Consider the following 21203-nt stretch of genomic DNA (forward strand, 5'->3'; position numbering starts at 1 on the left):
AGGGCGCCGAGGTCAGGGCGCGAGGATGATCATGAGGGAAACTTGATTTCATCACGAAGAAATTGAGTTTGTCTCATGGCATGAGCCTCACGAGAATTCCTCCATCGACCTTTCGACTGGAGGAACACCCATGGCCCTGGCCCACACTCTCGGCTTCCCACGCATCGGACGCGATCGCGAACTGAAAAAAGCCCAGGAAGCGTTCTGGAAGGGCGAGCTGGACGAGGCCGGCCTGCGGGCCGTCGGTCGGCAGCTGCGCGCTGCCCACTGGCAGGTACAGAAGGATGCCGGCATCCAGTTGCTGCCGGTCGGCGATTTCGCCTGGTATGACCAGGTGCTGACCCATTCGCTGACCTTCGGCGTGATCCCCGAGCGCTTCCGGGCGCACGGCGAGGCCGGGCCGACCCTGCATACCCTGTTCGGCATGGCCCGTGGCGTCAGCGACGACAGTTGTTGCGGCGGTGCCCATGCCCAGGAAATGACCAAGTGGTTCGACACCAACTATCACTACCTGGTCCCCGAGTTCAGCGCCGATCAGCAGTTCCAGCTGAGCTGGGAACAACTGTTCGAGGAGGTCGACGAGGCCAGGGCCCTCGGCCACCAGGTGAAGCCGGTGCTGATCGGTCCGCTGACCTACCTGTGGCTGGGCAAGGGCAAGGGCGCCGAGTTCGACAGGCTCGATCTGCTGGACCGCCTGCTGCCGCTCTACGGCCAGATCTTGCGCCGCCTCGCCGGCCAGGGCGTGGAGTGGGTGCAGATCGACGAGCCGATCCTGGTCCTCGACCTGCCGCAGGCATGGAAGAACGCCTTCGAGCGCGCCTACAACCTGCTACAGAGCGAACCGCTGAAGAAGCTGGTCGCCACCTACTTCGGCGGCCTGGAAGACAACCTGGGCCTGGCCGCCAACCTCCCGGTGGACGGCCTGCACATCGACCTGGTGCGAGCGCCGGAACAGTATCCGAGCATCCTCGACCGCCTGCCGGCCTACAAGGTCGTCTCGCTGGGCCTGGTCAACGGGCGCAACGTCTGGCGCTGCGACCTGGAGAAAGCCCTGGAGGTGGTGCGCCATGCCCGGGAGCGCCTGGGCGAGCGGCTGTGGGTCGCGCCGTCCTGCTCGCTGCTGCACAGCCCGGTGGACCTGGAACGCGAAGACGGGCTGGACGCCGAGCTGAAGAGCTGGCTGGCCTTCGCCGTGCAGAAGTGCCGCGAAGTCGCGGTGCTGGCCCGTGCCGCCACTGAGCCGGAAGCCGCCGAGGTGCTTGCCGCCCTGGAAGAGAGCCGTGCGGTCCAGGCCAGCCGCGCTTCCTCGCCGCGAATCCACAAGCCGGCCGTGCAGGCGCGCCTGGCCGCGATCAAGGCCAGCGACGCCCAGCGTCGCTCGCCGTTCGCCGAACGCATCGCCAGGCAGCGTGCCGGGCTCGACCTGCCGGCGTTCCCGACCACTACCATCGGCTCTTTCCCGCAGACCTCGTCGATCCGCCTGGCCCGCCAGTCGTTCAAGCAGGGCAAGCTGAGCGAGGCCGAGTACATCGAGGCGATGCACAGCGAGATCCGCCATGCGGTGCAGATCCAGGAACAACTGGGGCTGGACGTGCTGGTACACGGCGAAGCCGAGCGCAACGACATGGTCGAGTACTTCGCCGAGCAACTGGACGGCTACGTCTTCACCCGCTTCGGCTGGGTGCAGAGCTACGGCTCGCGCTGCGTGAAGCCGGCGGTGATCTATGGCGACCTGAGCCGTCCGCGGGCCATGACCGTGGAGTGGATCAGGTACGCCCAGAGCCTTACCGACAAGGTGATGAAGGGCATGCTGACCGGCCCGGTGACCATGCTGATGTGGTCCTTCCCGCGCGAGGACGTGTCTCGCGAGGTGCAGGCGCGCCAGTTGGCCCTGGCGATCCGCGACGAAGTGGTCGACCTGGAGGCCGCCGGCATCAGGATCGTGCAGATCGACGAGGCGGCTTTCCGCGAAGGCCTGCCGCTGCGCCGCAACGCCTGGCCGCACTATCTGGAGTGGGCCACCGAGGCCTTCCGCCTGTGCGCCTCCGGAGTCCGCGACGAAACCCAGATCCATACGCACATGTGCTACAGCGAGTTCAACGATGTGATCGAGTCCATCGCCGCCATGGACGCCGACGTGATCACCATCGAGACCTCGCGTTCGGACATGGAGCTGCTGGAGGCCTTCGAGCAGTTCGACTACCCGAACGAGATCGGTCCGGGCGTCTACGACATCCATTCGCCGCGCGTGCCGAGCCGGGAAGAGATCGTCGCGCTGCTGCGCAAGGCGGCCCGGCGGATACCCGCCGAGCGGCTCTGGGTCAACCCGGACTGCGGCCTGAAGACCCGCGCCTGGCCGGAAACCGAGGCGGCGCTGGTGAACATGGTCGCCGCCGCCCGCGAACTGCGTGGCGACCTCGCCCGCGGTTGACCGGCGGGCCTGGTGAGCGGAACGGGACGCCTGGCGTCCCGTTGCGCATTTGCACGTCGGTTCAGCGCGGAGCGTCCACCAGCGCCCGTAGCACATGGTCTTCCCAGACCCCGGCGATCTTCAGGTAGGCGCGGGCGTAGCCTTCCTTCTCGAAGCCGAGGCTTTCCAGCAGGCGCTCGCTGCGTGCGTTGCGCGGCAGGTGGCTGGCCATGATCCGGTGCAGGCCGAGCTGCTCGAAGCAATACCGGTTGGCTACCCGCAGGGCTCGTGCCATCAGGCCGCGGCCCTGCGCCGCAGCGGCCAGGGAAAAGCCCAGGTGGCAGGCCTGGAATACCCCGCGGACGATATTGGTGTAGCTGCAGCGCCCCAGCACCTCGCCGTCGTCGGGATCGAGCAACAGCAGGAGAAGCGCCTCGCCTTCGTCCATGCTCGCCACCTGTAGCAGGGTGCGGGCGCGGGCGTTGTCCACGGAAAAATACCCCGGGTCGCGCAGCGGCTCCCATGGCGCCAGGTGCTCGCGGTTGGCGTTCTCGTAGCGGCTGGTCCGGACGAAATCGTCGGGTTGCAGCGCGCGCAGGAGGAAGTCCGCGTCGCGATGCAATATCGGCACCTGCCGCCGGTTGTCCGGCAAGACCCTCGGGTAGCCGGGCGGGAAGGGCGCCAGGGCAGACTTGAAGTCATTCATAGAACTTGCCCGCCAGCATCAGCTGCGCCGCGCGCCGCCAGGCATTCTCCGGCCTGGAATAGCCCGCCAGGCCGTCGCGGGAGTCCTCGCCCCAGGTCGCGGCGGCATCGAGGAAGCCACCGATGCTGCTGTTCTCCCAACCCAGCGGGCTGGGGCCGAATGGTTTCGGCGGGTTGGCGGCGGCGAGGCGGCGGTCTTCCTCCCAGTCCGCCGCCAGCGCGGCGAGGAAGTGCAGGAAACCCGCTTCGTCCTCGACCTGTTCGGCCAGCGCGTAGAGATCGGTTGCCATGTGCTTCCTCCTGGAAGTGGGTTTCGGGATACGACGGCGCGAGGTCGGAGCGCGGTCAGTCTGGGCGCAGCGATCATAGCGCGGACCGGCGCTGGCATGGCTCGCAGCCTGGCTGATGCGCGGGCGCGGGGCGATTGTCTGGGCGTACCAATGCCTGCCTCAACCAGAGCGTCTCGGTAGTCGGGCTGGCCGGCCTGGCGATCCTGGCATCGCGCGCCCCGCTGGGCCCCGCCCGCTAGGGGACGGACGGCGATGCGGGCACCGAGGAAAGTTGCCGGAGCCCGATCTACACTGGCGTTTAGCGGTAGGACGGCTATCTCCGGTTCTCCACTCCCTCGCGATGGACAGGCGCCATCAAGGAGTCGTGCGCGATGCTCTTCGGCAGAAAAAGCAGGGCGGTGGAAAGCGCCGCCAAGGATGAAGACCTGGCGTGGCGACTCGAGGCCATCGGGCAGAACGTCGCCACCATCCGTTTCACTCCCGATGGCCAGATACTGTCCGCAAACCCGCTGTTCCTCGCGGTGGTCGGCTACTCGGCGGACGAGCTGGTCGGCAAGCACCATCGGATCTTCTGCGAAGAGGACTTCCAGGCCTCCGCCGCCTACGTGCGCTTCTGGAAGGAACTGGCCAGCGGCACGCCCCAGCGCGGCGTGTTCAAGCGCCTGCGGCGCGATGGTACGCCGGTCTGGCTGGAGGCCACCTATTTCCCGGTGAAGAATGCCGAAGGGGCGGTCTTCGAAGTGCTGAAGATCGCCGCCGACGTGACCCGCAACCATTCCGAACTGCTCCTGCTCAACGCGATCAACGACGCCATACGCCAGTCCATGGCGGTCATCGAGTTCACCCCGGACGGCGAGATACTCGATGCCAACGAGAACTTCCTGCGTCTCTTCGGCTACAGCCTCAAGTCGCTCAAGGGCCAGCACCACCGCATGCTCTGCTTCGACGAGTTCTATCGGGAGAACCCGGATTTCTGGGCTCGGCTGCGGCACGGCGAATTCTCCCGCGGGCATTTCGAGCGCCGCACCGCCGCCGGCGAGCGGGTACATATCGAAGCCACCTACAACCCGGTCAAGGACAGTTCGGGGCGGATAATCAAGGTCATCAAGTTCGCCATCGACGTTACCGAACAGGTCAATCGCAACGAGGAAGTGCGGCGCGCCGCCGAGCTGTCGTTCTCCACCGCGGAAGAGACCGCGCAGATTTCCACCCGCGGCATCGACTCCCTCGACCAGTCCGTCGCCCTGTCGGCCAAGACCCTGTCGATGGTCAACACCGCCGTCGGCCTGATTTCCCAGCTCACCCACCAGACCAAGGACATCGAGAACATCGTCACCACCATCCAGAGCGTCGCCGAACAGACCAACCTGCTGGCCCTCAACGCCGCCATCGAGGCGGCTCGCGCCGGCGACATGGGGCGCGGCTTCGCGGTGGTCGCCGACGAGGTGCGGCAACTGGCGGCGCGCACCAGCGGCGCCACGGTGGAGATCAAGAACGTGGTCACCGAGAACGTCAAGCTGACCCAGCAGATCAACCACAACATGCAGACCATCGAGTCCAGCGCCCAGGAGAACAACAACCAGATCACCACCGTGGCCGGCATCATGCAGGAGATCAGCAAGGGCGCCGAGCACGTGGCGCGGGTGGTGTCGAGCCTGTTCAAGTGACCTCGGCGCAGGCCTCCGGCGGCCGATAGCGGCGCAGGCGTCGAGCATCCGCCCGCCTTTGTGGCATGGCCATGGCCGTCATTTACTTTGAACGTATCTTCGAGCCGTTCGGTCGGACCTGAAAAAGCGGCATCCGCCGCGCCGATGCACCGACCGTGAGGCTTGTACCATGACCAATCCGGAGCCGGCGGACCTGCCGATCAGCCTGCTGATCAATGGCCAGCGCCGAGAGCTGAGAGTACCCCCGTGGCTGACGCTGCTCGACCTGCTGCGCGAGCGGCTCGACCTGGTGGGCAGCAAGAAGGGCTGCGACCACGGCCAATGCGGCGCTTGCACGGTGTTGTGCAACGGTCGCCGGATCAACGCCTGCCTGACGCTGGCGGTGATGTGCGACGGCGATGCACTGACTACCATCGAAGGTCTGGCCGAGGGTGATCGCCTGCATCCCCTGCAACAGGCGTTCATCCGCCATGATGCCTTCCAGTGCGGCTACTGCACGCCCGGACAGATCTGTTCGGCCCTTGGCCTGGCGAGCGAGGGGCGGGCGCGCTCGCGGGCAGAGATCCGCGAGGGCATGAGCGGCAACCTGTGCCGCTGCGGCGCCTACGGCAATATCCTCGACGCCGTGGAAGACGCCTTGCCGCTGCTCGATCGCGACGGGCAGGGAGGGCAGCGCGCATGACGCCCTTCGCCTATGCCAAGCCGGCCGACATCGAGCAGGCGCTGGGCCTCGCCGGTCCGGAGTCGCGCTACATCGCCGGTGGCACCAACCTGCTCGACCTGATGAAGGAAAACGTTGCCAGGCCCCGGCGACTCATCGACATCACCGGCCTCCCGCTGCGCGACATCCGCCGGACGCCCACCGGCGGCCTGCTGGTCGGAGCCCTGGTCAGCAACGCCGAACTGGCCTGGAATCCCGCTGTGGAGGCGGACTATCCCTTGCTAGCCCAGGCGATCCTCGCCGGCGCCTCGCCGCAGTTGCGCAACATGGCCAGCACCGGCGGCAACCTGTTGCAGCGTACCCGCTGCCAGTATTTCTACGACACCGGCACGCCATGCAACAAGCGCGAGCCGGGCAGCGGATGCCCCGCGCGCAGCGGGCTGAACCGCAACCATGCGATCCTCGGCGCCAGCGAACACTGCGTGGCGGTACATCCATCCGACCTGTGCGTGGCGCTGGCGGCGCTGGAGGCTCAGGTACTGGTGCGCGGCCGCGCTGGCGAGCGGCGGGTCGCTTTCGCCGACTTCCATCGCCTGCCGGCGGACACGCCCGAGCGCGACAACTGCCTGGCCGTCGACGAACTGGTCACCGCCATCGAGCTGCCAGCGCCGCGCTTCGCCCGGCATTGCCACTACCTGAAGGTGCGCGACCGGGCCTCCTACGCCTTCGCCCTGGTCTCGGTGGCGGCGGCCCTGGAACCGGACGGCGAGCGCATTGGCGAACTGCGCCTGGCGCTCGGCGGCGTGGCCCACAAGCCATGGCGCGTCGCAGAGCTGGAGGAACGTTTCAGGGGCCACCCGGCGAACCGGGACAGCTATGTCCGCTTCGCCGAAGCGCTGCTGCGTGACGCCAGGCCGCTGGCCCACAACGCCTTCAAGATCGGATTGGCGCGCAACACCATCGTTCGCGCACTGGAAGAAGCCCACTCGGGAGGGATCGGCCAATGAGCAGCCTGCCACACAGCACCGGGCAAGCCCTGGATCGCGTCGACGGGCCAGCCAAGGTCACCGGCCAGGCTCGCTACGCCGCCGAATATCCTGCCGCCGACCTGCTCCACGGCAGCGTGGTCAGCAGCGACGTCGCCCGCGGCCGGGTGCGCGGCATCGACTGTGCGGCGGCCCTGGCGGTACCCGGGGTGGTCGCGGTACTGCATCACCTGAACCGGCCGCCGATGGCGGGCGACGACGAGCCCTACAAGGACGCCGATGCCGCCGAAGGCGAACCCTTCCGCCCGCTGTTCGACGACCGCGTCCTGTACAGCGGCCAGCCCCTTGCCCTGGTCCTGGCACGGAGCCTGGAACTGGCCCGCTACGCGGGCTCGCTGCTGCGCATCGATATCGAGCCCGAGCCGCACCAGACCGACCTGCTGGCCGCCCTCGACCAGGCCCATGAGGCTCCCGCCGAACTGCCCGCCGAGCGCGGCGATTTCTACACCGCCTACCGCGCCGCGCCGATTCGGGTCGAGGCCAGCTACAGCACGCCGATCGAGCACCACAATCCCATGGAACCGCACGCGTCCACGGTCATCGTCCAGCCCGACGGCAGCCTGCTGGTGCACGACAAGACCCAGGGGACGCAGAACAGCCAGGCCTACCTGCAAAAGGTCTTCGGCCTGCCCGCCGACAAGGTAAGGGTCTGTGCCGCCTACGTCGGCGGCGCCTTCGGCTCCGGCCTGCGTCCGCAATACCAGTTGGCCCTGGCGGTGATGGCGGCGCTGCAACTGCGGCGGTCGGTGCGCGTAGTGCTGACCCGCCAGCAGATGTTCACCTTCGGCTACCGGCCGCGCACCCTGCAGCGCCTGCAACTGGGCGCCGATGCCGAGGGGCGCCTCCTTGCGCTGGGCCACCAGGCGACAGCGCAGACCTCGCGCTTCGAAGACTTCACCGAGCACGTGGTGGAGTGGAGCGGCATGCTCTATCGCTGCGAGAACCTTTCCCTGGCCTACCGTCTGGTGCCGCTGGACGTCTATACCCCGCTGGACATGCGCGCCCCCGGCGCGGCGCTGGGGCTGATCGGGCTGGAATGCGCGATGGACGAACTGGCGGTGCGGCTCGGCATGGACCCCATCGCGCTGCGCCGGTTCAACTTCGCCGAGCGCAACGGCAACGAGGACAAGCCGTACTCCAGCAAGGCGCTGCTGGCCTGCTACGAGGAGGGCGCCCGGCGCTTCGGTTGGCAGGCCCGCGACCCACGGCCACGGAGCATGAGCGAAGGGCGCCAGTTGCTCGGCTGGGGCATGGCCGGCGGCGTCTGGGAGGCCATGCAGAGCAAGGCCAGCGCGAGGGCGCGGCTGGAGGCGGACGGCCTGCTGCGGGTGGCCAGCGCGACCACGGATATCGGCACCGGCACCTACACGGTGATGACCCAGATCGCCGCCGACGCCGCTGGCATGGCGCCGGAAGAGGTGCGCTTCCAGCTTGGCGACAGTGCGTTGCCCAAGGCTCCATTGCAGGGCGGCTCGTTCACCGTCTCGTCGGTCGGTTCCGCCGTCCGCCTGGCCTGCCTGCGCCTGCGCCAGGCCCTGGTCGCCCATGCCAGGGCCCGCCATCCGGAGCTGGCCGGCACCGCCGAAGAACGCTTCCGCATATGCCGTGGCCATCTGGAAGCGGGCGATACGCGATACGCCCTGGCCGACCTGCTGCAAGGGCTGCCGGAAGACGCGTTGCAGGTGGAGGTGGAAGCTGAACCCTCGGCGCGGCGCAAAGGCTACGCCACCGCGACCCATTCGGCGGTATTCGTCGAGGTGCGGATCGACGAAGCCCTCGGTACCCTGCGTGTGAGCCGGGTGGTCAGCGCGGTCGCGGCGGGGCGGGTGATCAACCCGAAGACCGCTCGCAGCCAGATACTCGGCGGGGTGGTCTGGGGCCTGGGCATGGCCTTGCAGGAGGAAACCCAGGTCGACCATGCGCTGGGCCGCTGCATGAACCACAACCTCGCCGAGTACCACATCCCGGTTAACGCCGATATTGGCGATATCGAGGTGATCTTCGTCGACGAACCCGACGATATCGTTAACGAACTGGGCTCCAAGGGCGTCGGCGAAATAGGCATCGTCGGCGTCGCCGCCGCAGTGGCGAATGCCGTGTACCACGCCACCGGCCGCCGCCTGCGCGACTTCCCGCTGACCGTCGACAAGTTGCTCGGCTGAGCCCGGCAGCCTGCGCAAGCGGCTTGGCGGCCACCTGCCGGGTCGCCGGGCTGGACTCTCCCCCAAGGGAAGATCGCAGGCCCCGCTCGCCACCCGCAACGGAGTCGAACACGACATGCCGCCGACAGCCTCGGTGGCGCCCTCGCCGAGCGCTACCGCGATGCCGGTCCAGGCGCACTTGTTGCATCGCGGCCACGCCGAAGCGGACCTGCCCGGCGCCCATTGGGCCATCGCCTGGGCCGAGCGTCCGGCCTGTGGTTGCAAGCGTTCGAGGGCAACCTGGCGGGCGCGAGGACCGTGTGGGTTGGAAGACCGGCGTTCCGCGTAGCGAGCGGTTTTCGCCTGGAAGCACGGTTGCGGGAAAAGTTCCGCTGGAAACCCTCCGACTTGCAGAACACGAGGCAGCCCGCATTCCTTGGCACTGCGCTTGATCGCGGCGAAAAGACCCACGGAAAATCACCGGGTCGTTCAGTCTTTGCCAAAGGAAATCAGTATGAAGAACGCAATGGCCCTGACCCTGGCCGGCCTGCTGGCCGCTCCTTCCCTCGGCTTCGCCGCCGCGCCGGATGCAGTGATGGTCTTCGCCCGCCAGGGCGACAAGGGCAGCGTATCCGTCGGCGACAAGCATTTCCGCACCCAAGCCTTCAAGGTCCGCCTGGTGAATGCGGCGAAGAGCGAGATCAGCCTGAAGAACAGCTGCCTGGTGGCGCTGTCCGCCGCCGGCCAGTCCTTCAGGCTGGATACCGTGGACGAGGAACTCACCGCCGAGACCCTCAAGCCGGGCGCCTCCGTCGAAGGCGACGCGATCTTCGCCTCCGAAGACGACGCGGTGTACGGCGCATCGCTGGTCAGGCTGAGCGACCGGTGCAAGTAGGCGACTAGCCGTTGCGCAGCGAAAGCCGCAGGGCAGCCTCGGCGGCTTTCGGGTGCGAGGAAACGGCTTTCGAAGGTTTCGGCGCGAATCTGAAATCATTCAGGGCGCGTTTCCGGCGCTTCTGGTTGCCTGGGCTGGGGGCCGCATTCCAGTTTCCAGATGCCCTGGGCTAGGGGAGGGTAGACATCGCTCCAGGCTGCGCCCGAGCGAGGCGCTCGACCCACAAGGCACGCCCGGCCCCCTCTCCCGCGTGGGGGAGAGGGTTGGGGTAAGGGCCAGCAGCACAATACCCGCCAACACCAGATTCCAAAATTCGAATCCGCACCACTCAAGCCGCAACTATTGCGGTTAGCAGTGGGGGGAGGTTGTGGTTCTGCGGGTGGCAATAGGTGTGCCGTTCAGGTATGGGAGAGGCTATGGCTTAGGGAGGGAAGGGCTGTATTCGGCCAAGAGCAGACTTACCTTTTCGTTTAGATTGACATGCCCAGCGGGGAGTCAGTAAGGAAGTGGAATGATCGAAGACCGCTGAATTGATCTTGCTCACTCAATCATGATGGCCATCGCCCTTGGACTTTATGTCAGTGCAAGCGGTGTATTGCAGCGTGCTCTCGTGGGGGGCGTGATGAGCCAGCGTTAGCTGTCCTCCACGAGAAGCGGCTAGGGCTCGGTAGCTGCCCCTAGCCCGCGGCAGAAATCGGCCGATTGTGGTCACTACGACCATACTTGCCATCGAGCCCGAACGTGGAGTCATTTGATGGATTGCGCCCCGAGGTAACTACCACTGAACTCGAAACGGCCCTCAACTCCGTGAGGGCCTTTCCAGTCTTGCTGTAGGAGCGCCATGAGCGATTTTCCGTAAGCACGCATGAGCCTCAAGTAATTTTTCCATAACGCAGGGGAAAGGTTCTGCTCAACCTCAGTTTCTGCAGCACTTATTGCGCAAGGATAACGGGCCCAAGATTCCAACCCACGCTCGAAGCTAGATAGGATTATTGGACCACGTTTTTGCCAAGGAATAAGAGTAGATTGCTGCGAAAGCGCTACTAACCTATGAGACCGAAGCGGACGAGCCAATATCCCATTGGAAACCCACTGTGGATTCTCGTACACGAGAAAGGCTTTTATAGCGTTCTCAAGCGCAAAACCTGCAAGTAGAAAGGTTGACCGGCTACTGCTTGGCCACTCACACAGGAGGGTGCCATTGCCATCCCATTGCATAGTTTTGCCAGTTGGGAACTGACGTAGAAGTCCTTTCGACTGCTCGTAGAGGTTGTCCGCAACTAGCAGCCAGCTGTGCGGATGAGCGGCTTGGGCAAACTCATAGTCCGTCAAAACTGCCTCCTTGCGTCATGGTTGATTAACAGCCTAGTGCCGAATTTTCGACCCGGCAGCCGCGTACGCCCTCCCACTGATTTCCTGATGAGAGTGAATGGCTGTAGTCGGCCGATTTCTGCCTGTAACGAGAGGCTGCTACCGACCCTTTGCAGACGATCGGGCCCGTTTACGAAACTTAGTCTATTGTTCTGACCATTGGCGTTTTTTAACGTATGTCCAACCCTCGCCCCCACGTGCGAGTGTGAAGCCTCGAGCCCCAATCTCGATTAATAGACGCCTACATTCTTCAGGCTCGGCACCTGTGACTCTAGAGAGAGTCTCAAGTGAGCGTCCTTCTGGGAACTTGGAATTATCAAGCATTTGTCTTAGCAGGTTTTTTCTTAGATTGTCCAGGGAGTTAGTTCTGCGATTTTGATACCAATAGAATAGAAGGTTTCCCGCTATTGACAGGATAGAGCCAATTATTACGCCAATAAAGCCAATAAGTGCCGCCCAGAACTGTGCGTCGCTTGCCATTTTTAGTGCAACTTCCTGTGCGGTTTGTTGGTCGAGCATATATGCTGATCCTTATTTTTCGGCATATATATGACCGAATATGGGTGAAAAGCCATCATGCTGTCTATCCCTTGGGCAGTCGTTGCATTTTTTGTTCTGTCGCATGCCAAATACAATCCGGTCGCCCATGAACTCCTTAAACTATTGGACTGCTCTTCTTGGTTAAAAAGCCAGCAAGGTGAAGGGCCGCAACTGGCCGATTCCGGCCATTCCCGATCAACGTAACACCAAGCACTCCTCCCCCTAAACCCTCACCCATTCCTCCCCAACCTATACCCACTGACCGCCTCGTAAACCGCCTTCCGCAACCGGTTGATCCCGCCGATCGGCCGATGCTCCGGCAGCGCGTGCCAGGGGTTGAACGAAAGGTTGTCACAGAACAGGTTCTGTTCCCGGCTATCAAAATCCTGAGCTGGCACAATGATGTCGGCTATGGTAGCGAAGGGCGCGTCCGACTCCTTCCATTCGACGCTGGTGTCTTCGATGGGCATGTACTTGGCCGGGTCCTGGCGCTGCACCTGGAAGGCGTAGCAGGCGGGGGCGCGGTCGATGGAGAGTTGCTGGTACAGGGCGGCGCGGAGGAAGTTGGGCAGGTCCTGGTTCTGCTTCGGCAGCTCGTAGGCCGGGCACTTCTCCGGGGCGGGGACGACGCGGAACTTGATGTTGTGTTCGCCCAGCTTGTACGGCGAGATGCCGTTGTAGCCGGCGTGCAGCGGGCTGTCCGGGGCGGGGGCGAGGGTGCGCAGGGCGATCAGCAGGTGGCGCAGTTCCCAGCTGGCGGGGTTCCAGTTGGGGAAGAAGGCCAGGGCTTTCTTGCCGTCGGCCTGGGCGGCGAAGTTCTGCCGGTATTCGGCGATGTCGCGGATGAAGAACACCGGCTGGTTGAACATGACGAAGTCCTGCTCGCCGTCATGGCCGCGGCCGGGCAGGAGTTTTTCGCCGGGCACGTCGAGCAGCTTGATGGCCATGCCGCGCGCGTCGTTCTTGCTGTCGAACTGCGGGTAGGCGTTGCCGTTGGAGAAGCGCACCCAGGCGTTCCAGCTCTTGCCCGCTTCGGCGAACACGCCGCGACGCAGGGTCGGGTCGAGGTCGGCGCGTACCTTGAATTCGGCCTTCACGCAGCCGTGGGCCTTGGCGTGGGCATCGCGCAGGACGCGGGTGTTGTCGCGGTGCTGTTCGACTACGCGGATGGCGTCCTGGATGATCGCCTGGGTGATGCGGGCTTCGTCCGGGGCGATCTGCTCTTCCGCGGACACCGGGCCGGAGAATTTCCAGGCGTAGTAGAGGCTGCCGATGGCCCAGCCGCCGAGGCCGACGGCCAGCAGCAGGAGGAGCAGGCGGCCGAGCCATTTGCCGAGGAACAGCCAGGCGTGGGTGAGGAGTGCGCGCATGGAGTGGGTGTCCTTGGTGGTGTGCGTTGGCTGTGGGCTTTTATTCTTCTTGGGCGGGGAGTGCGCCACGATTGCTTCTCCCCGTCCTCTGGCTAGGCGTCCCCCCTGAAGGGAGAGGGGCTGCTAGGGGTGGAGAGGGGCGGCGGCGCCATGCCTCGCGCTTCTCCATTTCCCAGGTTCAGCGTTGCGCGGTCCGTTGCTCCGGCGCCGGGCATTTCGGGCCGGGCGTCCAGGGTGGGGTCTGGGCCGGGACCAGGCGGCGCTCGAATTCGGGGTTGCCGAGCACCTTCAGGTATTCCACCAGCGCCCAGCGTTCTTCCGGGCTGAGGGCGCGGCCGATCACGCCGTTCTGCCGGCAGCCGTCGCGGAATTCGTGGCCGCTGTTGCGGTTGCCGGTGAGGCGGGTGTCGAGGAGGAAGCCGCCGGGGAATTTCTCGGTGCGGAATCCAACGAATTTCGGATCGAATTCGAAGGTGCCGACGTAGAACTGCGGCGAGCGTTCGGCGGCCGGGGAGAGCAGTTGGAACAGGTTGGGCACCGAGCCGTTGTGCAGGAACGGCGGGGTCGCCCAGACGCCGTCCAGCGGGCGGGCCTTGTAGGCGCGCAGTTCCTGTACGCCGATCGGCAGGTCGAAGCCGTTCATGGTCTTCTGCTGTTCCGGCGGGATGCCGGCGTCCCGGTAGGCGCGCTGCTCGACGAAGGCGGTGATGTAGGCCAGGCCCTTGGCCGAGGACAGTTGCGAGAGGTCGAGTTGCTGCGGATCGGCGCCGATCAGCTGGACGTTCATCCGCGCCAGTTCGTCGACGCTCCAGCCGAGCTTGCGCAGGTCGTAGCGGTGGTCGGCGATGTTGTCGGCGGTGGTCGGATCGGTGCCGATCACCTCGGTCGGCACCATGTGCATGCGCCACTCGGGATTGCGTCCGGGGGCGGCGTATTCCGCCGGTTGCACCTTGGGCGCATGGCAGAAGGCGCAGTTGGCTTCGAACAGGGCGCGGCCCTGGGAGGCGCGTTGCAGGTCGATGCGGCCGAAGAGGTCTTCCGGCCAGGTCGGCGGTTTCAGCTGTTGCAGGGTTTCTTCCAGGGCGTGCAGGTCGTGCAGGCGTACGCTGGAGGCGTAGCGCTGCTCGCCCTGCAGCGGCTGGCCGTGCTCGTCGAAGATCTGCAGGCGCGCGCCGACGCCGAGGGCCTCGCCGATATTGCGCGCCATCGGCTGCATGGCCGAGCCGTTCCATTGCACCCAGTCGAATTTCCAGATGTCCCAGACCTGCGGATAGCTCACCGGGGCGTTGGCGACGCGGTAGTTGCTCGGGTCGATGGCATCGCCGAAGACGCTGTTGGCGATGCGCCCGAAGGCGTCGGTGCGGCCGGGGCCTTCCTCGGTGGGGTAGAGGTGGCGGCGGGTGTCGTTCCAGGCGGTGCGCAGCAGGGTGTCGAGCACGGCCTTGAAGTCGGCGCGCAGTTGCGACTTGTCCTGTTCGTAGCGTTCGCCGAGGACTTTCCTGGCGAAGCGGTTGAACTTGAACGGGTTGTAGTAGGTGGCGACCATGCTCGCGCCGAGCGCCTGGCCGAAGGCGCCGCCGCGCAGGGTCGGCACGGTGGCGGCGATGGAGTGCATGGCGGCGCCGCCGTCGATGCGCAGCGACTTGCCCTGGTAGCGCAGTTCGCCGGTGTGGCAGGCGGCGCAGGTGATGTCCAAGTAGCGGGTGCCGGTCTTCTCGTCGCGGTGCTGGCTGAAGCCCACCGGCAGGTTGCCGGGGTTGAGGTCGCTGGCCTTCTGCTGCGGATCGACGAGGAAGCCGAAGCGGGCGAGGTATTCGGGGGCGGCGAAGGGTTCTTCGGAGAAGGGCAGTTCGAGGGCGCTGAACCAGTCGTAGTGCAGGCCCTTCACCAGGGTGCCCTGGGGCGTGTAGTAGAAGCGCTGGCGGGCCTCGTCCTGCCATTGCGGCAGGTAGCGTACCTCGCTCGGCGCCTGGTAGTGGGGCAGGTTGGGATTGGCGACGTAGTAGACCACCACCCCGACGACCGCCAGCACGATCATGCCGACAACCAGCAGAGCCTTTTTCACGGTGCGCATCAGGAACGTCCTTGTAGGCCTTTTTTGGGCACCGTTATGCCAAGGCGTTGGCATATTGGCAAGCTGCTATCAGCTTTTTTGACAAGGTTTTCTTGACAGCGAACGGGTGAAACGTTTGCGCAGGCCTCGCCTGGCGATGTTGGCGACGAAAGCTCGGTATTTCACCGGAGAAAGGTGGACGCCGGAGCGTCGTGGAACGGCAGGGCGAGGCGCCGGTGGCCTGCCGGTCAGAGACCGGAGAAGGCCAGCCAGGCGATGATTGCGGCGTAGAGCATCCAGGTGGGATCGGTACGGCGGTCGAGCAGGGCTTTCATTTCTTCGCCTCCGCGCTCCAGAAGCCCTGGGCGTTGCGGAAGGGCTGGCGGGCCAGTTGTTCCAGGCGGGTGATGCCGTCGGCGCGCATGGCATTGATCAGGGCCGAGAAGGATTTGGCGGAGTAGCTCATGGTGTCGTCTCCAGTTCCGTTCTGGTTATTCGGGGATCTGGCGACTATGTAAACATCGGCATTGGCGAATGAAAAATGGATAGTCTCACTAGCCACTATCGATGGAATTGATTGATAGGCGAGAACATCTCCCCGCCGCAGGGCGGGGCGATGCGGATCATTCCGGGTTGAACAGGATCACCGCCGCGCGCAGCTTGCTGCGGCCGAAGCGGCTCATCTTGTCGAACTCGGCGTGGCTTACCGGGATGTGCTGGCAGTCCAGCGGCTGGCGGTGCTGGCTGTGGTCGACGTCGGGATCGTGGAGGTAGACGAAGTCCTCGTCGTAGTGGGTGACCAGCACCCAGTGCGGGGCCTTGGAGCGGGTCAGGCGGTAGCTGCTGATCAGCACCAGCGGCTGGCCGCCCCTGGCCAGCTGGCGCGGGATGTCGAGCCTGGCCGAGCGCTTCTGCTCGACGCCCGAGGCGTCCAGTTCCTCGCAGAAGTCCTCGTGGACCAGGCGCATCACCGCCTTCTTGTCTTCGTTGCGTACGCCGTCGAGGAACAGCGGGCCGCTGGCGGACAGCACCAGCTTGACCCGGAAGCCGCGCCGCCAGGCGGCCAGCGCCAGGCCCTGGGGGCTACAGCCGCCGTGCCCGGCGGTCATGTAGATGGTGGTCGCCTCGCGCCACAGGCGCAGTTCCTCGCGGCGGGTCAACTGGCGCTCCGGTTGCAGCGCGCCCATGGCCATCAGCAGGCAGGCCGGGCCGCAGGTGAAATCGGTGGTCTGCCGGTAGAAGGGCACGTGGCGGCGCTGGTCGTGGCCGGGGTTGCGGATGCGTTTCTCGAAGCGCAGCGCTTCGCTGTGGTCCTCGTAGTAGTCGCGCACGGTGGCGAAGGGACGGTAGCCGTTGCGCTCGTAGAGGGCGATGGCGCCACGGTTGTCCGGGCGCACTTCCAGGCGCATGTAGGCGCGGTCGTTGTCCCGCGCGGCCTGCTCGGCGGCTTCCAGCAGCTTCTGGCCGAGGCCGATGCCGCGGGCGCGCGGGTCGATGGCGATGGAGTAGAGGCGGGCCAGCGAGGTGCCTTCGTGGAACAGCACCAGGGCGTAGCCGAGCACGCCGCCGTCGCCCTCGGCTACCGTCAGGCTGGCGTGGGCGCGGGTGAGCATCCACTGGAAGTTGCGGCGGGACAGGCGATCGTAGTCGAAGCAGCGGTTTTCCAGCTCGACCAGGGCGGACAGGTCGTCCGTGCCGGCCGGGCGGAGGGTCAGGTTCATAGCGGTCTCCACGGCCGCGGGCGGGAACTTCCGCGCGGGCGTGCTGTAATGGGTGCTGTACGCTTCGGTTTGCTGGCAGGCGCCATAGAGCGGTTTCGCAAGGGATTCCCGCCGAGTATTGGCCGGGATGCGTGCGCCGGCAAGCCGGTTCCGAATGCGCCGTGGTTTCGCTGTCACCCCGGGAGGTGTCGTGAGCAAGCTGTTCATCATCGTGGAACGCAAGGAAGACTGGACGTCCTATTACCCCAGCGAGGATGTGGTCACCGCCCAGGAATACCTGGAACTGCCCATCGACGACGACACTGGCAAGCGGGTCCAGGTGATCAACCTGTGCCGGCACTACAAGTACCTGCGCCATGGCTACTACTGCTCGCTGCTCGCCGAGGCGCGCGGGCACAAGGTGATCCCCTCGGTGCGGACCATCAGCGAGCTGGCCAGGAAGTCGCTGTACAGCCTGGTCCTGGAAGATCTGGATCGCACCCTGGACAAGGCCCTGGCCGCGCACCCCTACGGCAGCACCGATGGTTTCACCCTGACCCTGTATTTCGGCCGTACCGATATCGAGCCGCTGCAGGACCTGGCGCGACAGCTGTTCGAGGCGTTTCCCTGCCCGTTGCTGCTGGTGGAGTTCAAGCGCAACCGCACCTGGCACATCGAGGGCATCAAGCCCGGCGCCATCCACAAGCTGCGCGAGGACCAGGAAGACCTCTTCGCCAACGCCCTGGACAGCTTCAGTCGGCAGATCTGGCGCAAGCCGCGTTCGCGCAAGCCGTTCCGCTACGACCTGGCGATCCTCCACGACCCCGGCGAGGCGTTCCCGCCCTCCGACGCCAAGGCGCTGAAGAACTTCGTGCGGGTCGGCCGCAGCCTCGGCATCGACGTCGACCTGATCGAGCGCAAGGACTATTCGCGGATCGCCGAGTACGACGCGCTGTTCATCCGCGAGACCACCAATGTCGCCGATCACACCTACCGTTTCGCCAAGAAGGCCGAGAGCGAAGGGTTGGTGGTGATGGACGACCCGGTGTCGATCCTGCGCTGCACCAACAAGGTGTACCTGGCCGACCTGCTGCGCAGCCACAAGCTGGGCATGCCGGCCACCGAGATTCTCTACAAGGAGAACCCGCAGGAACTGGAGAAGGTCGGCGAGCGCCTGGGCTTCCCGCTGGTGCTGAAGATTCCCGACGGCAGCTTCTCGCGCGGGGTGATCAAGGTGGAGGACCAGGAGCAGTTGCTGGCGGCCAGCGCCGAGCTGTTCGAGCGCTCGGTGCTGATCCTTGCCCAGGAGTTCTTCTATACCGAGTACGACTGGCGTATCGGCGTGCTCAACCGCAAGCCGATCTTCGCCTGCCAGTACTTCATGTCCAAGGGCCACTGGCAGATCTACGACCACAGCCCGGACGCCGAGGAGGTCAGCGGCGATTTCCGCACCATGCCCGTGCACGAGGCGCCGCGCAAGGTGGTGGAGCTGGCGGTGAAGACCGCCAATCTGATCGGCGACGGCCTCTACGGGGTGGACCTGAAGCAGGCCGGCGACAAGGTGGTGGTGATCGAGGTGAACGACAACCCGAACATCGACTGCGGGGTGGAAGATGTCTACCTCGGCGACGACCTCTACAAGCTGGTCCTGGAGGAGTTCGTCCGGCGCCTGGAAGTCAAGCGTCGCGGCTACGATTGATAAGACGATTTCGGCATTGGCGATATAAACAAAGATTCACTTTCGCGCGTCAAAAAATTGCTAGATTTTCCTTTCAGAGCGCCAACATGCCGTTTTTATGACGGTTCAAAGAATTGGCGCCGCAAAGGAGCACACATGCCAGATGCATCGAACCTCCGCCGTCTGCTGGTGGTGGACCCGTGCGACGATTGCCGGCGCCTGTTGCCGGGACTTCGCGAGGCGGGTTGGGCAGTGGACAGCTGCGCGCTGGAAACGGCGCGCGAACGCGCCTGCGACGTCGGCCTGCTGCGCCTGCGGCCGTTCCACCTGGAGCGGCCGGAGACGGTGAAGGACCTGATCAGCCGCAGCGGCACCGAGTGGATCGCCGTGCTCAGCCCGGACACCTTGCCGCTGAATGGCGTCGGCGATTTCGTCTGCGAATGGTTCTTCGACTTCCATACCTTGCCGTTCGACATGGCGCGGGTGCAGGTGACCCTCGGCCGCGCCTTCGGCATGGCCCGCCTGCGCGGGCGCGGCACGGTGCCCGGCGATGCTGAGGGCGAGCACGAGCTGCTCGGCGAGAGCCTGGCCGTACGCGACCTGCGCCGGCTGCTGGCGAAGCTGGCACCGACCGACTCGCCGGTACTGATCCGGGGCGAGAGCGGCACCGGCAAGGAACTGGTCGCGCGTACCCTGCACCGGCAGTCGCGGCGCGTGGACAAGCCATTCGTCGCGATCAACTGCGGGGCGATTCCCGAGCACCTGATCCAGTCCGAGCTGTTCGGCCACGAGAAGGGCGCCTTCACCGGCGCGCACCAGCGCAAGGTCGGACGGATCGAGGCGGCCGACGGCGGCACTCTGTTCCTCGATGAGATCGGCGACCTGCCGCTGGAGTTGCAGGCCAACCTGTTGCGCTTTCTCCAGGAACAGCAGATCGAGCGGGTCGGCGGTAACCGGCCGGTCGAGGTGGACGTGCGGGTGCTGGCGGCGACCCATGTCGACCTGGAGGCGGCGATCGACGCCGGGACCTTCCGCGAGGACCTCTACTACCGGCTCAATGTCCTGCAGGTCGGCACCGCGCCGTTGCGCGAACGGAGCGAGGACCTGCCGCTGCTGGCCAATCATTTCTCCCGGCTCTACAGCCTGGAGACCGGCCGCCGCCCGCGCCGCTTCAGCGAGGACGCGCTGGCGGCGATGGCGATGCACGCCTGGCCGGGCAACGTCCGCGAACTGGCCAACCGGGTGCGTCGCGGGTTGGTCCTGGCGGAGGGGCGGCAGATCGAGGCCCAGGACCTCGGCCTGGAATGCGCGCGCGGCGACGGCCCGCCGTTGTCCAGCCTGGAGGTCTACAAGCTCTGCGCCGAGCGCCAGGCGATGTGCGACGCGCTGGCCCGCTACGGCGACAACCTCAGCGTGGCCGCGCGGATGCTCGGGGTGTCGCGGCCGACCTTCTACCGCCTGTTGCACAAGCACCGGTTGCGCTGAGTGGGCGGCGGGAGATCTGCCGGCCAGGCAAAATATCCTGCGTTTCCCAGCCGTAGCGAACTAGAATCCAACCGATCCCGACCGGTTCGCGACAGTTGCTCGTGGCGATTGACAGAATCTGTCAGATCGACGCATATTCACCTAACGCAAACGTTTGCGTCTGGATAATCTCCTAGAAAAGCCTCAATACAACGATAAGAAAAGCTGGAGGATACACCATGAAGCGGGTCGCTTCCCGGCGCCTATTGGCTGCCGTTGTGCTGACTGCCTGTTCCTCGTTCCTGCCCCTGTCCGCCGTCCACGCGGAAACTCCCGAGAAGCCCAGGATCGCGCTGGTGATGAAGTCGCTGGCGAACGAGTTCTTCCTGACCATGGAGGACGGCGCCAAGGCCTACCAGAAGGAGCATGCCGACCGGTTCGAACTGGTTTCCAACGGCATCAAGGACGAGACCGATACCTCCAGCCAGATCCGCATCGTCGAGCAGATGATCGTTTCCGGGGTCGACGCACTGGTGATCGCGCCGGCCGATTCCAAGGCGCTGGTGCCGGTGGTGAAGAAAGCGCTGGACGCCGGCATCGTGGTGGTCAACATCGACAACCGCTTCGACCCGCAGGTGCTGCAGGCGAAGAAGATCGGCGTGCCCTTCGTCGGTCCCGACAACCGCAAGGGCGCGCGGCTGGTCGGCGAGTACCTGGCGAAGCGACTGAAGGCCGGCGACGAGGTCGGCATCATCGAAGGGGTCTCCACGACCACCAATGCCCAGCAGCGCACCGCCGGCTTCAGGGATGCGATGGACGCGGCGGGGATGAAGATCGTCTCCTTGCAGTCGGGCAACTGGGAAATCGAGAAGGGCAACGCGGTGGCCTCGGCGATGCTCAACGAGCATCCTGACCTCAAGGCGCTGCTCGCCGGCAACGACAGCATGGCCCTCGGCGCGGTATCGGCGGTGCGCGCGGCGGGCCGCGCCGGGCAGGTGAAGGTGGTCGGCTACGACAATATCCAGGCGATCAAGCCGATGCTCAAGGATGGCCGGGTGCTGGCTACTGCCGACCAGTTCGCCGCGAAGCAGGCGGTGTTCGGTATCCAGACCGCGCTCAAGCTGCTTGCTGGGCAAGCCCCGGAACATGAGAAGGACGGCGTGGTCGAGACGCCTGTCGAGTTGGTGACCGCGCCCTGATCCGTCCGATGGA

The 21203-nt window shown here is 65.4% G+C and carries 16 protein-coding genes and 1 pseudogene; 10 read left to right on the forward strand and 7 right to left on the reverse strand.

Annotation, left to right across the window (positions count from 1 at the left end; genetic code table 11):
• Window positions 1–130: 130 nt before the first annotated feature.
• Window positions 131–2431, forward strand: a complete 2301-nt coding sequence (gene metE, locus HMPREF1224_RS40475; RefSeq protein WP_003119172.1) for a 5-methyltetrahydropteroyltriglutamate--homocysteine S-methyltransferase — start codon at window positions 131–133, stop codon at window positions 2429–2431.
• Window positions 2432–2492: 61 nt separating this feature from the next.
• Here metE and HMPREF1224_RS40480 read toward each other — a convergent pair whose 3' ends face one another.
• Window positions 2493–3062 carry a GNAT family N-acetyltransferase gene (locus HMPREF1224_RS40480; RefSeq protein ID WP_073647836.1) on the reverse strand — a complete coding sequence of 190 codons (570 nt, stop codon included), beginning with the start codon at window positions 3060–3062 and terminating at the stop codon, window positions 2493–2495.
• A gap of 46 nt (window positions 3063–3108) precedes the next feature.
• Window positions 3109–3405, reverse strand: a complete 297-nt coding sequence (locus HMPREF1224_RS40485) for a DUF7660 family protein (protein ID WP_010794081.1) — start codon at window positions 3403–3405, stop codon at window positions 3109–3111.
• Window positions 3406–3776: 371 nt separating this feature from the next.
• Between HMPREF1224_RS40485 and HMPREF1224_RS46255 the strand changes: the two are divergent.
• From HMPREF1224_RS46255 to HMPREF1224_RS40510, 6 genes and pseudogenes are all read left to right on the forward strand, one after another.
• Window positions 3777–4544, forward strand: a pseudogene (locus tag HMPREF1224_RS46255) (PAS domain-containing protein); the annotation flags it as partial.
• Between the two features lie 12 nt (window positions 4545–4556).
• Window positions 4557–5072, forward strand: a complete 516-nt coding sequence (locus tag HMPREF1224_RS46260; protein ID WP_370691844.1) for a methyl-accepting chemotaxis protein — start codon at window positions 4557–4559, stop codon at window positions 5070–5072.
• Window positions 5073–5241: 169 nt separating this feature from the next.
• Window positions 5242–5754, forward strand: a complete 513-nt coding sequence (locus tag HMPREF1224_RS40495; RefSeq protein ID WP_010794083.1) for a (2Fe-2S)-binding protein — start codon at window positions 5242–5244, stop codon at window positions 5752–5754.
• Window positions 5751–6740: an FAD binding domain-containing protein gene (locus HMPREF1224_RS40500; RefSeq protein ID WP_010794084.1), complete on the forward strand. Its 990-nt coding sequence runs from the start codon at window positions 5751–5753 to the stop codon at window positions 6738–6740. The genes HMPREF1224_RS40495 and HMPREF1224_RS40500 overlap by 4 nt, the downstream gene beginning before the upstream one ends.
• Window positions 6737–8941 (forward strand): xanthine dehydrogenase family protein molybdopterin-binding subunit, encoded by a 2205-nt coding sequence (locus HMPREF1224_RS40505; protein WP_003102357.1) that lies wholly within the window; start codon window positions 6737–6739, stop codon window positions 8939–8941. The genes HMPREF1224_RS40500 and HMPREF1224_RS40505 overlap by 4 nt, the downstream gene beginning before the upstream one ends.
• A 493-nt stretch (window positions 8942–9434) precedes the next feature.
• Window positions 9435–9815 carry a DUF4354 family protein gene (locus HMPREF1224_RS40510; protein WP_003102356.1) on the forward strand — a complete coding sequence of 127 codons (381 nt, stop codon included), beginning with the start codon at window positions 9435–9437 and terminating at the stop codon, window positions 9813–9815.
• Between the two features lie 1515 nt (window positions 9816–11330).
• On the opposite strand, the gene HMPREF1224_RS45440 is transcribed toward HMPREF1224_RS40510, so the two are convergent.
• The 5 genes from HMPREF1224_RS45440 to HMPREF1224_RS40525 form a co-directional block, all read right to left on the reverse strand.
• Complete coding sequence (locus HMPREF1224_RS45440) at window positions 11331–11705, reverse strand: hypothetical protein (protein WP_123822986.1); 375 nt, start codon at window positions 11703–11705, stop codon at window positions 11331–11333.
• 251 nt (window positions 11706–11956) lie between these two features.
• Window positions 11957–13096, reverse strand: a complete 1140-nt coding sequence (locus HMPREF1224_RS40515; RefSeq protein WP_003117388.1) for a catalase family protein — start codon at window positions 13094–13096, stop codon at window positions 11957–11959.
• 178 nt (window positions 13097–13274) lie between these two features.
• The gene (locus tag HMPREF1224_RS40520; protein WP_010794085.1) at window positions 13275–15170 is read right to left on the reverse strand and encodes a di-heme-cytochrome C peroxidase; all 1896 of its coding nucleotides are present in this window, start codon (window positions 15168–15170) and stop codon (window positions 13275–13277) included.
• 310 nt (window positions 15171–15480) lie between these two features.
• Window positions 15481–15615, reverse strand: a complete 135-nt coding sequence (locus tag HMPREF1224_RS46025; protein ID WP_003088290.1) for a hypothetical protein — start codon at window positions 15613–15615, stop codon at window positions 15481–15483.
• Window positions 15616–15772: 157 nt separating this feature from the next.
• Complete coding sequence (locus HMPREF1224_RS40525; protein ID WP_003139794.1) at window positions 15773–16870, reverse strand: GNAT family N-acetyltransferase/peptidase C39 family protein; 1098 nt, start codon at window positions 16868–16870, stop codon at window positions 15773–15775.
• Between the two features lie 190 nt (window positions 16871–17060).
• Here HMPREF1224_RS40525 and HMPREF1224_RS40530 point away from each other — a divergent pair, with 190 nt between their 5' ends.
• The 3 genes from HMPREF1224_RS40530 to HMPREF1224_RS40540 all read left to right on the forward strand — a co-directional run bounded on the left by HMPREF1224_RS40530 (window position 17061) and on the right by HMPREF1224_RS40540 (window position 21190).
• Window positions 17061–18548 (forward strand): RimK family protein, encoded by a 1488-nt coding sequence (locus HMPREF1224_RS40530; RefSeq protein WP_003088294.1) that lies wholly within the window; start codon window positions 17061–17063, stop codon window positions 18546–18548.
• Between the two features lie 135 nt (window positions 18549–18683).
• Window positions 18684–20012 (forward strand): sigma-54 dependent transcriptional regulator, encoded by a 1329-nt coding sequence (locus HMPREF1224_RS40535; protein WP_003113486.1) that lies wholly within the window; start codon window positions 18684–18686, stop codon window positions 20010–20012.
• A gap of 218 nt (window positions 20013–20230) precedes the next feature.
• Window positions 20231–21190, forward strand: coding sequence for a sugar ABC transporter substrate-binding protein (locus HMPREF1224_RS40540; RefSeq protein ID WP_009315593.1), 960 nt, complete (start codon window positions 20231–20233; stop codon window positions 21188–21190).
• Window positions 21191–21203: the final 13 nt, after the last annotated feature.

It is taken from the genome of Pseudomonas sp. P179 (assembly GCF_000478485.2).
In the GTDB taxonomy this organism is placed as follows: domain Bacteria; phylum Pseudomonadota; class Gammaproteobacteria; order Pseudomonadales; family Pseudomonadaceae; genus Pseudomonas; species Pseudomonas aeruginosa.

Bases quoted from the DNA above. Each gene is read 5' to 3' on its own strand.
- metE (WP_003119172.1), top strand. From the start codon at position 131: ATGGCCCTGGCCCACACTCTCGGCTTCCCACGCATCGGACGCGATCGC.
- HMPREF1224_RS40485 (WP_010794081.1), bottom strand. From the start codon at position 3,405: ATGGCAACCGATCTCTACGCGCTGGCCGAACAGGTCGAGGACGAAGCG.
- HMPREF1224_RS40495 (WP_010794083.1), top strand. From the start codon at position 5,242: ATGACCAATCCGGAGCCGGCGGACCTGCCGATCAGCCTGCTGATCAAT.
- HMPREF1224_RS40500 (WP_010794084.1), top strand. From the start codon at position 5,751: ATGACGCCCTTCGCCTATGCCAAGCCGGCCGACATCGAGCAGGCGCTG.
- HMPREF1224_RS40505 (WP_003102357.1), top strand. From the start codon at position 6,737: ATGAGCAGCCTGCCACACAGCACCGGGCAAGCCCTGGATCGCGTCGAC.
- HMPREF1224_RS40510 (WP_003102356.1), top strand. From the start codon at position 9,435: ATGAAGAACGCAATGGCCCTGACCCTGGCCGGCCTGCTGGCCGCTCCT.
- HMPREF1224_RS45440 (WP_123822986.1), bottom strand. From the start codon at position 11,705: ATGCTCGACCAACAAACCGCACAGGAAGTTGCACTAAAAATGGCAAGC.
- HMPREF1224_RS40515 (WP_003117388.1), bottom strand. From the start codon at position 13,096: ATGCGCGCACTCCTCACCCACGCCTGGCTGTTCCTCGGCAAATGGCTC.
- HMPREF1224_RS40520 (WP_010794085.1), bottom strand. From the start codon at position 15,170: ATGCGCACCGTGAAAAAGGCTCTGCTGGTTGTCGGCATGATCGTGCTG.
- HMPREF1224_RS46025 (WP_003088290.1), bottom strand. From the start codon at position 15,615: ATGAGCTACTCCGCCAAATCCTTCTCGGCCCTGATCAATGCCATGCGC.
- HMPREF1224_RS40525 (WP_003139794.1), bottom strand. From the start codon at position 16,870: ATGAACCTGACCCTCCGCCCGGCCGGCACGGACGACCTGTCCGCCCTG.
- HMPREF1224_RS40535 (WP_003113486.1), top strand. From the start codon at position 18,684: ATGCCAGATGCATCGAACCTCCGCCGTCTGCTGGTGGTGGACCCGTGC.
- HMPREF1224_RS40540 (WP_009315593.1), top strand. From the start codon at position 20,231: ATGAAGCGGGTCGCTTCCCGGCGCCTATTGGCTGCCGTTGTGCTGACT.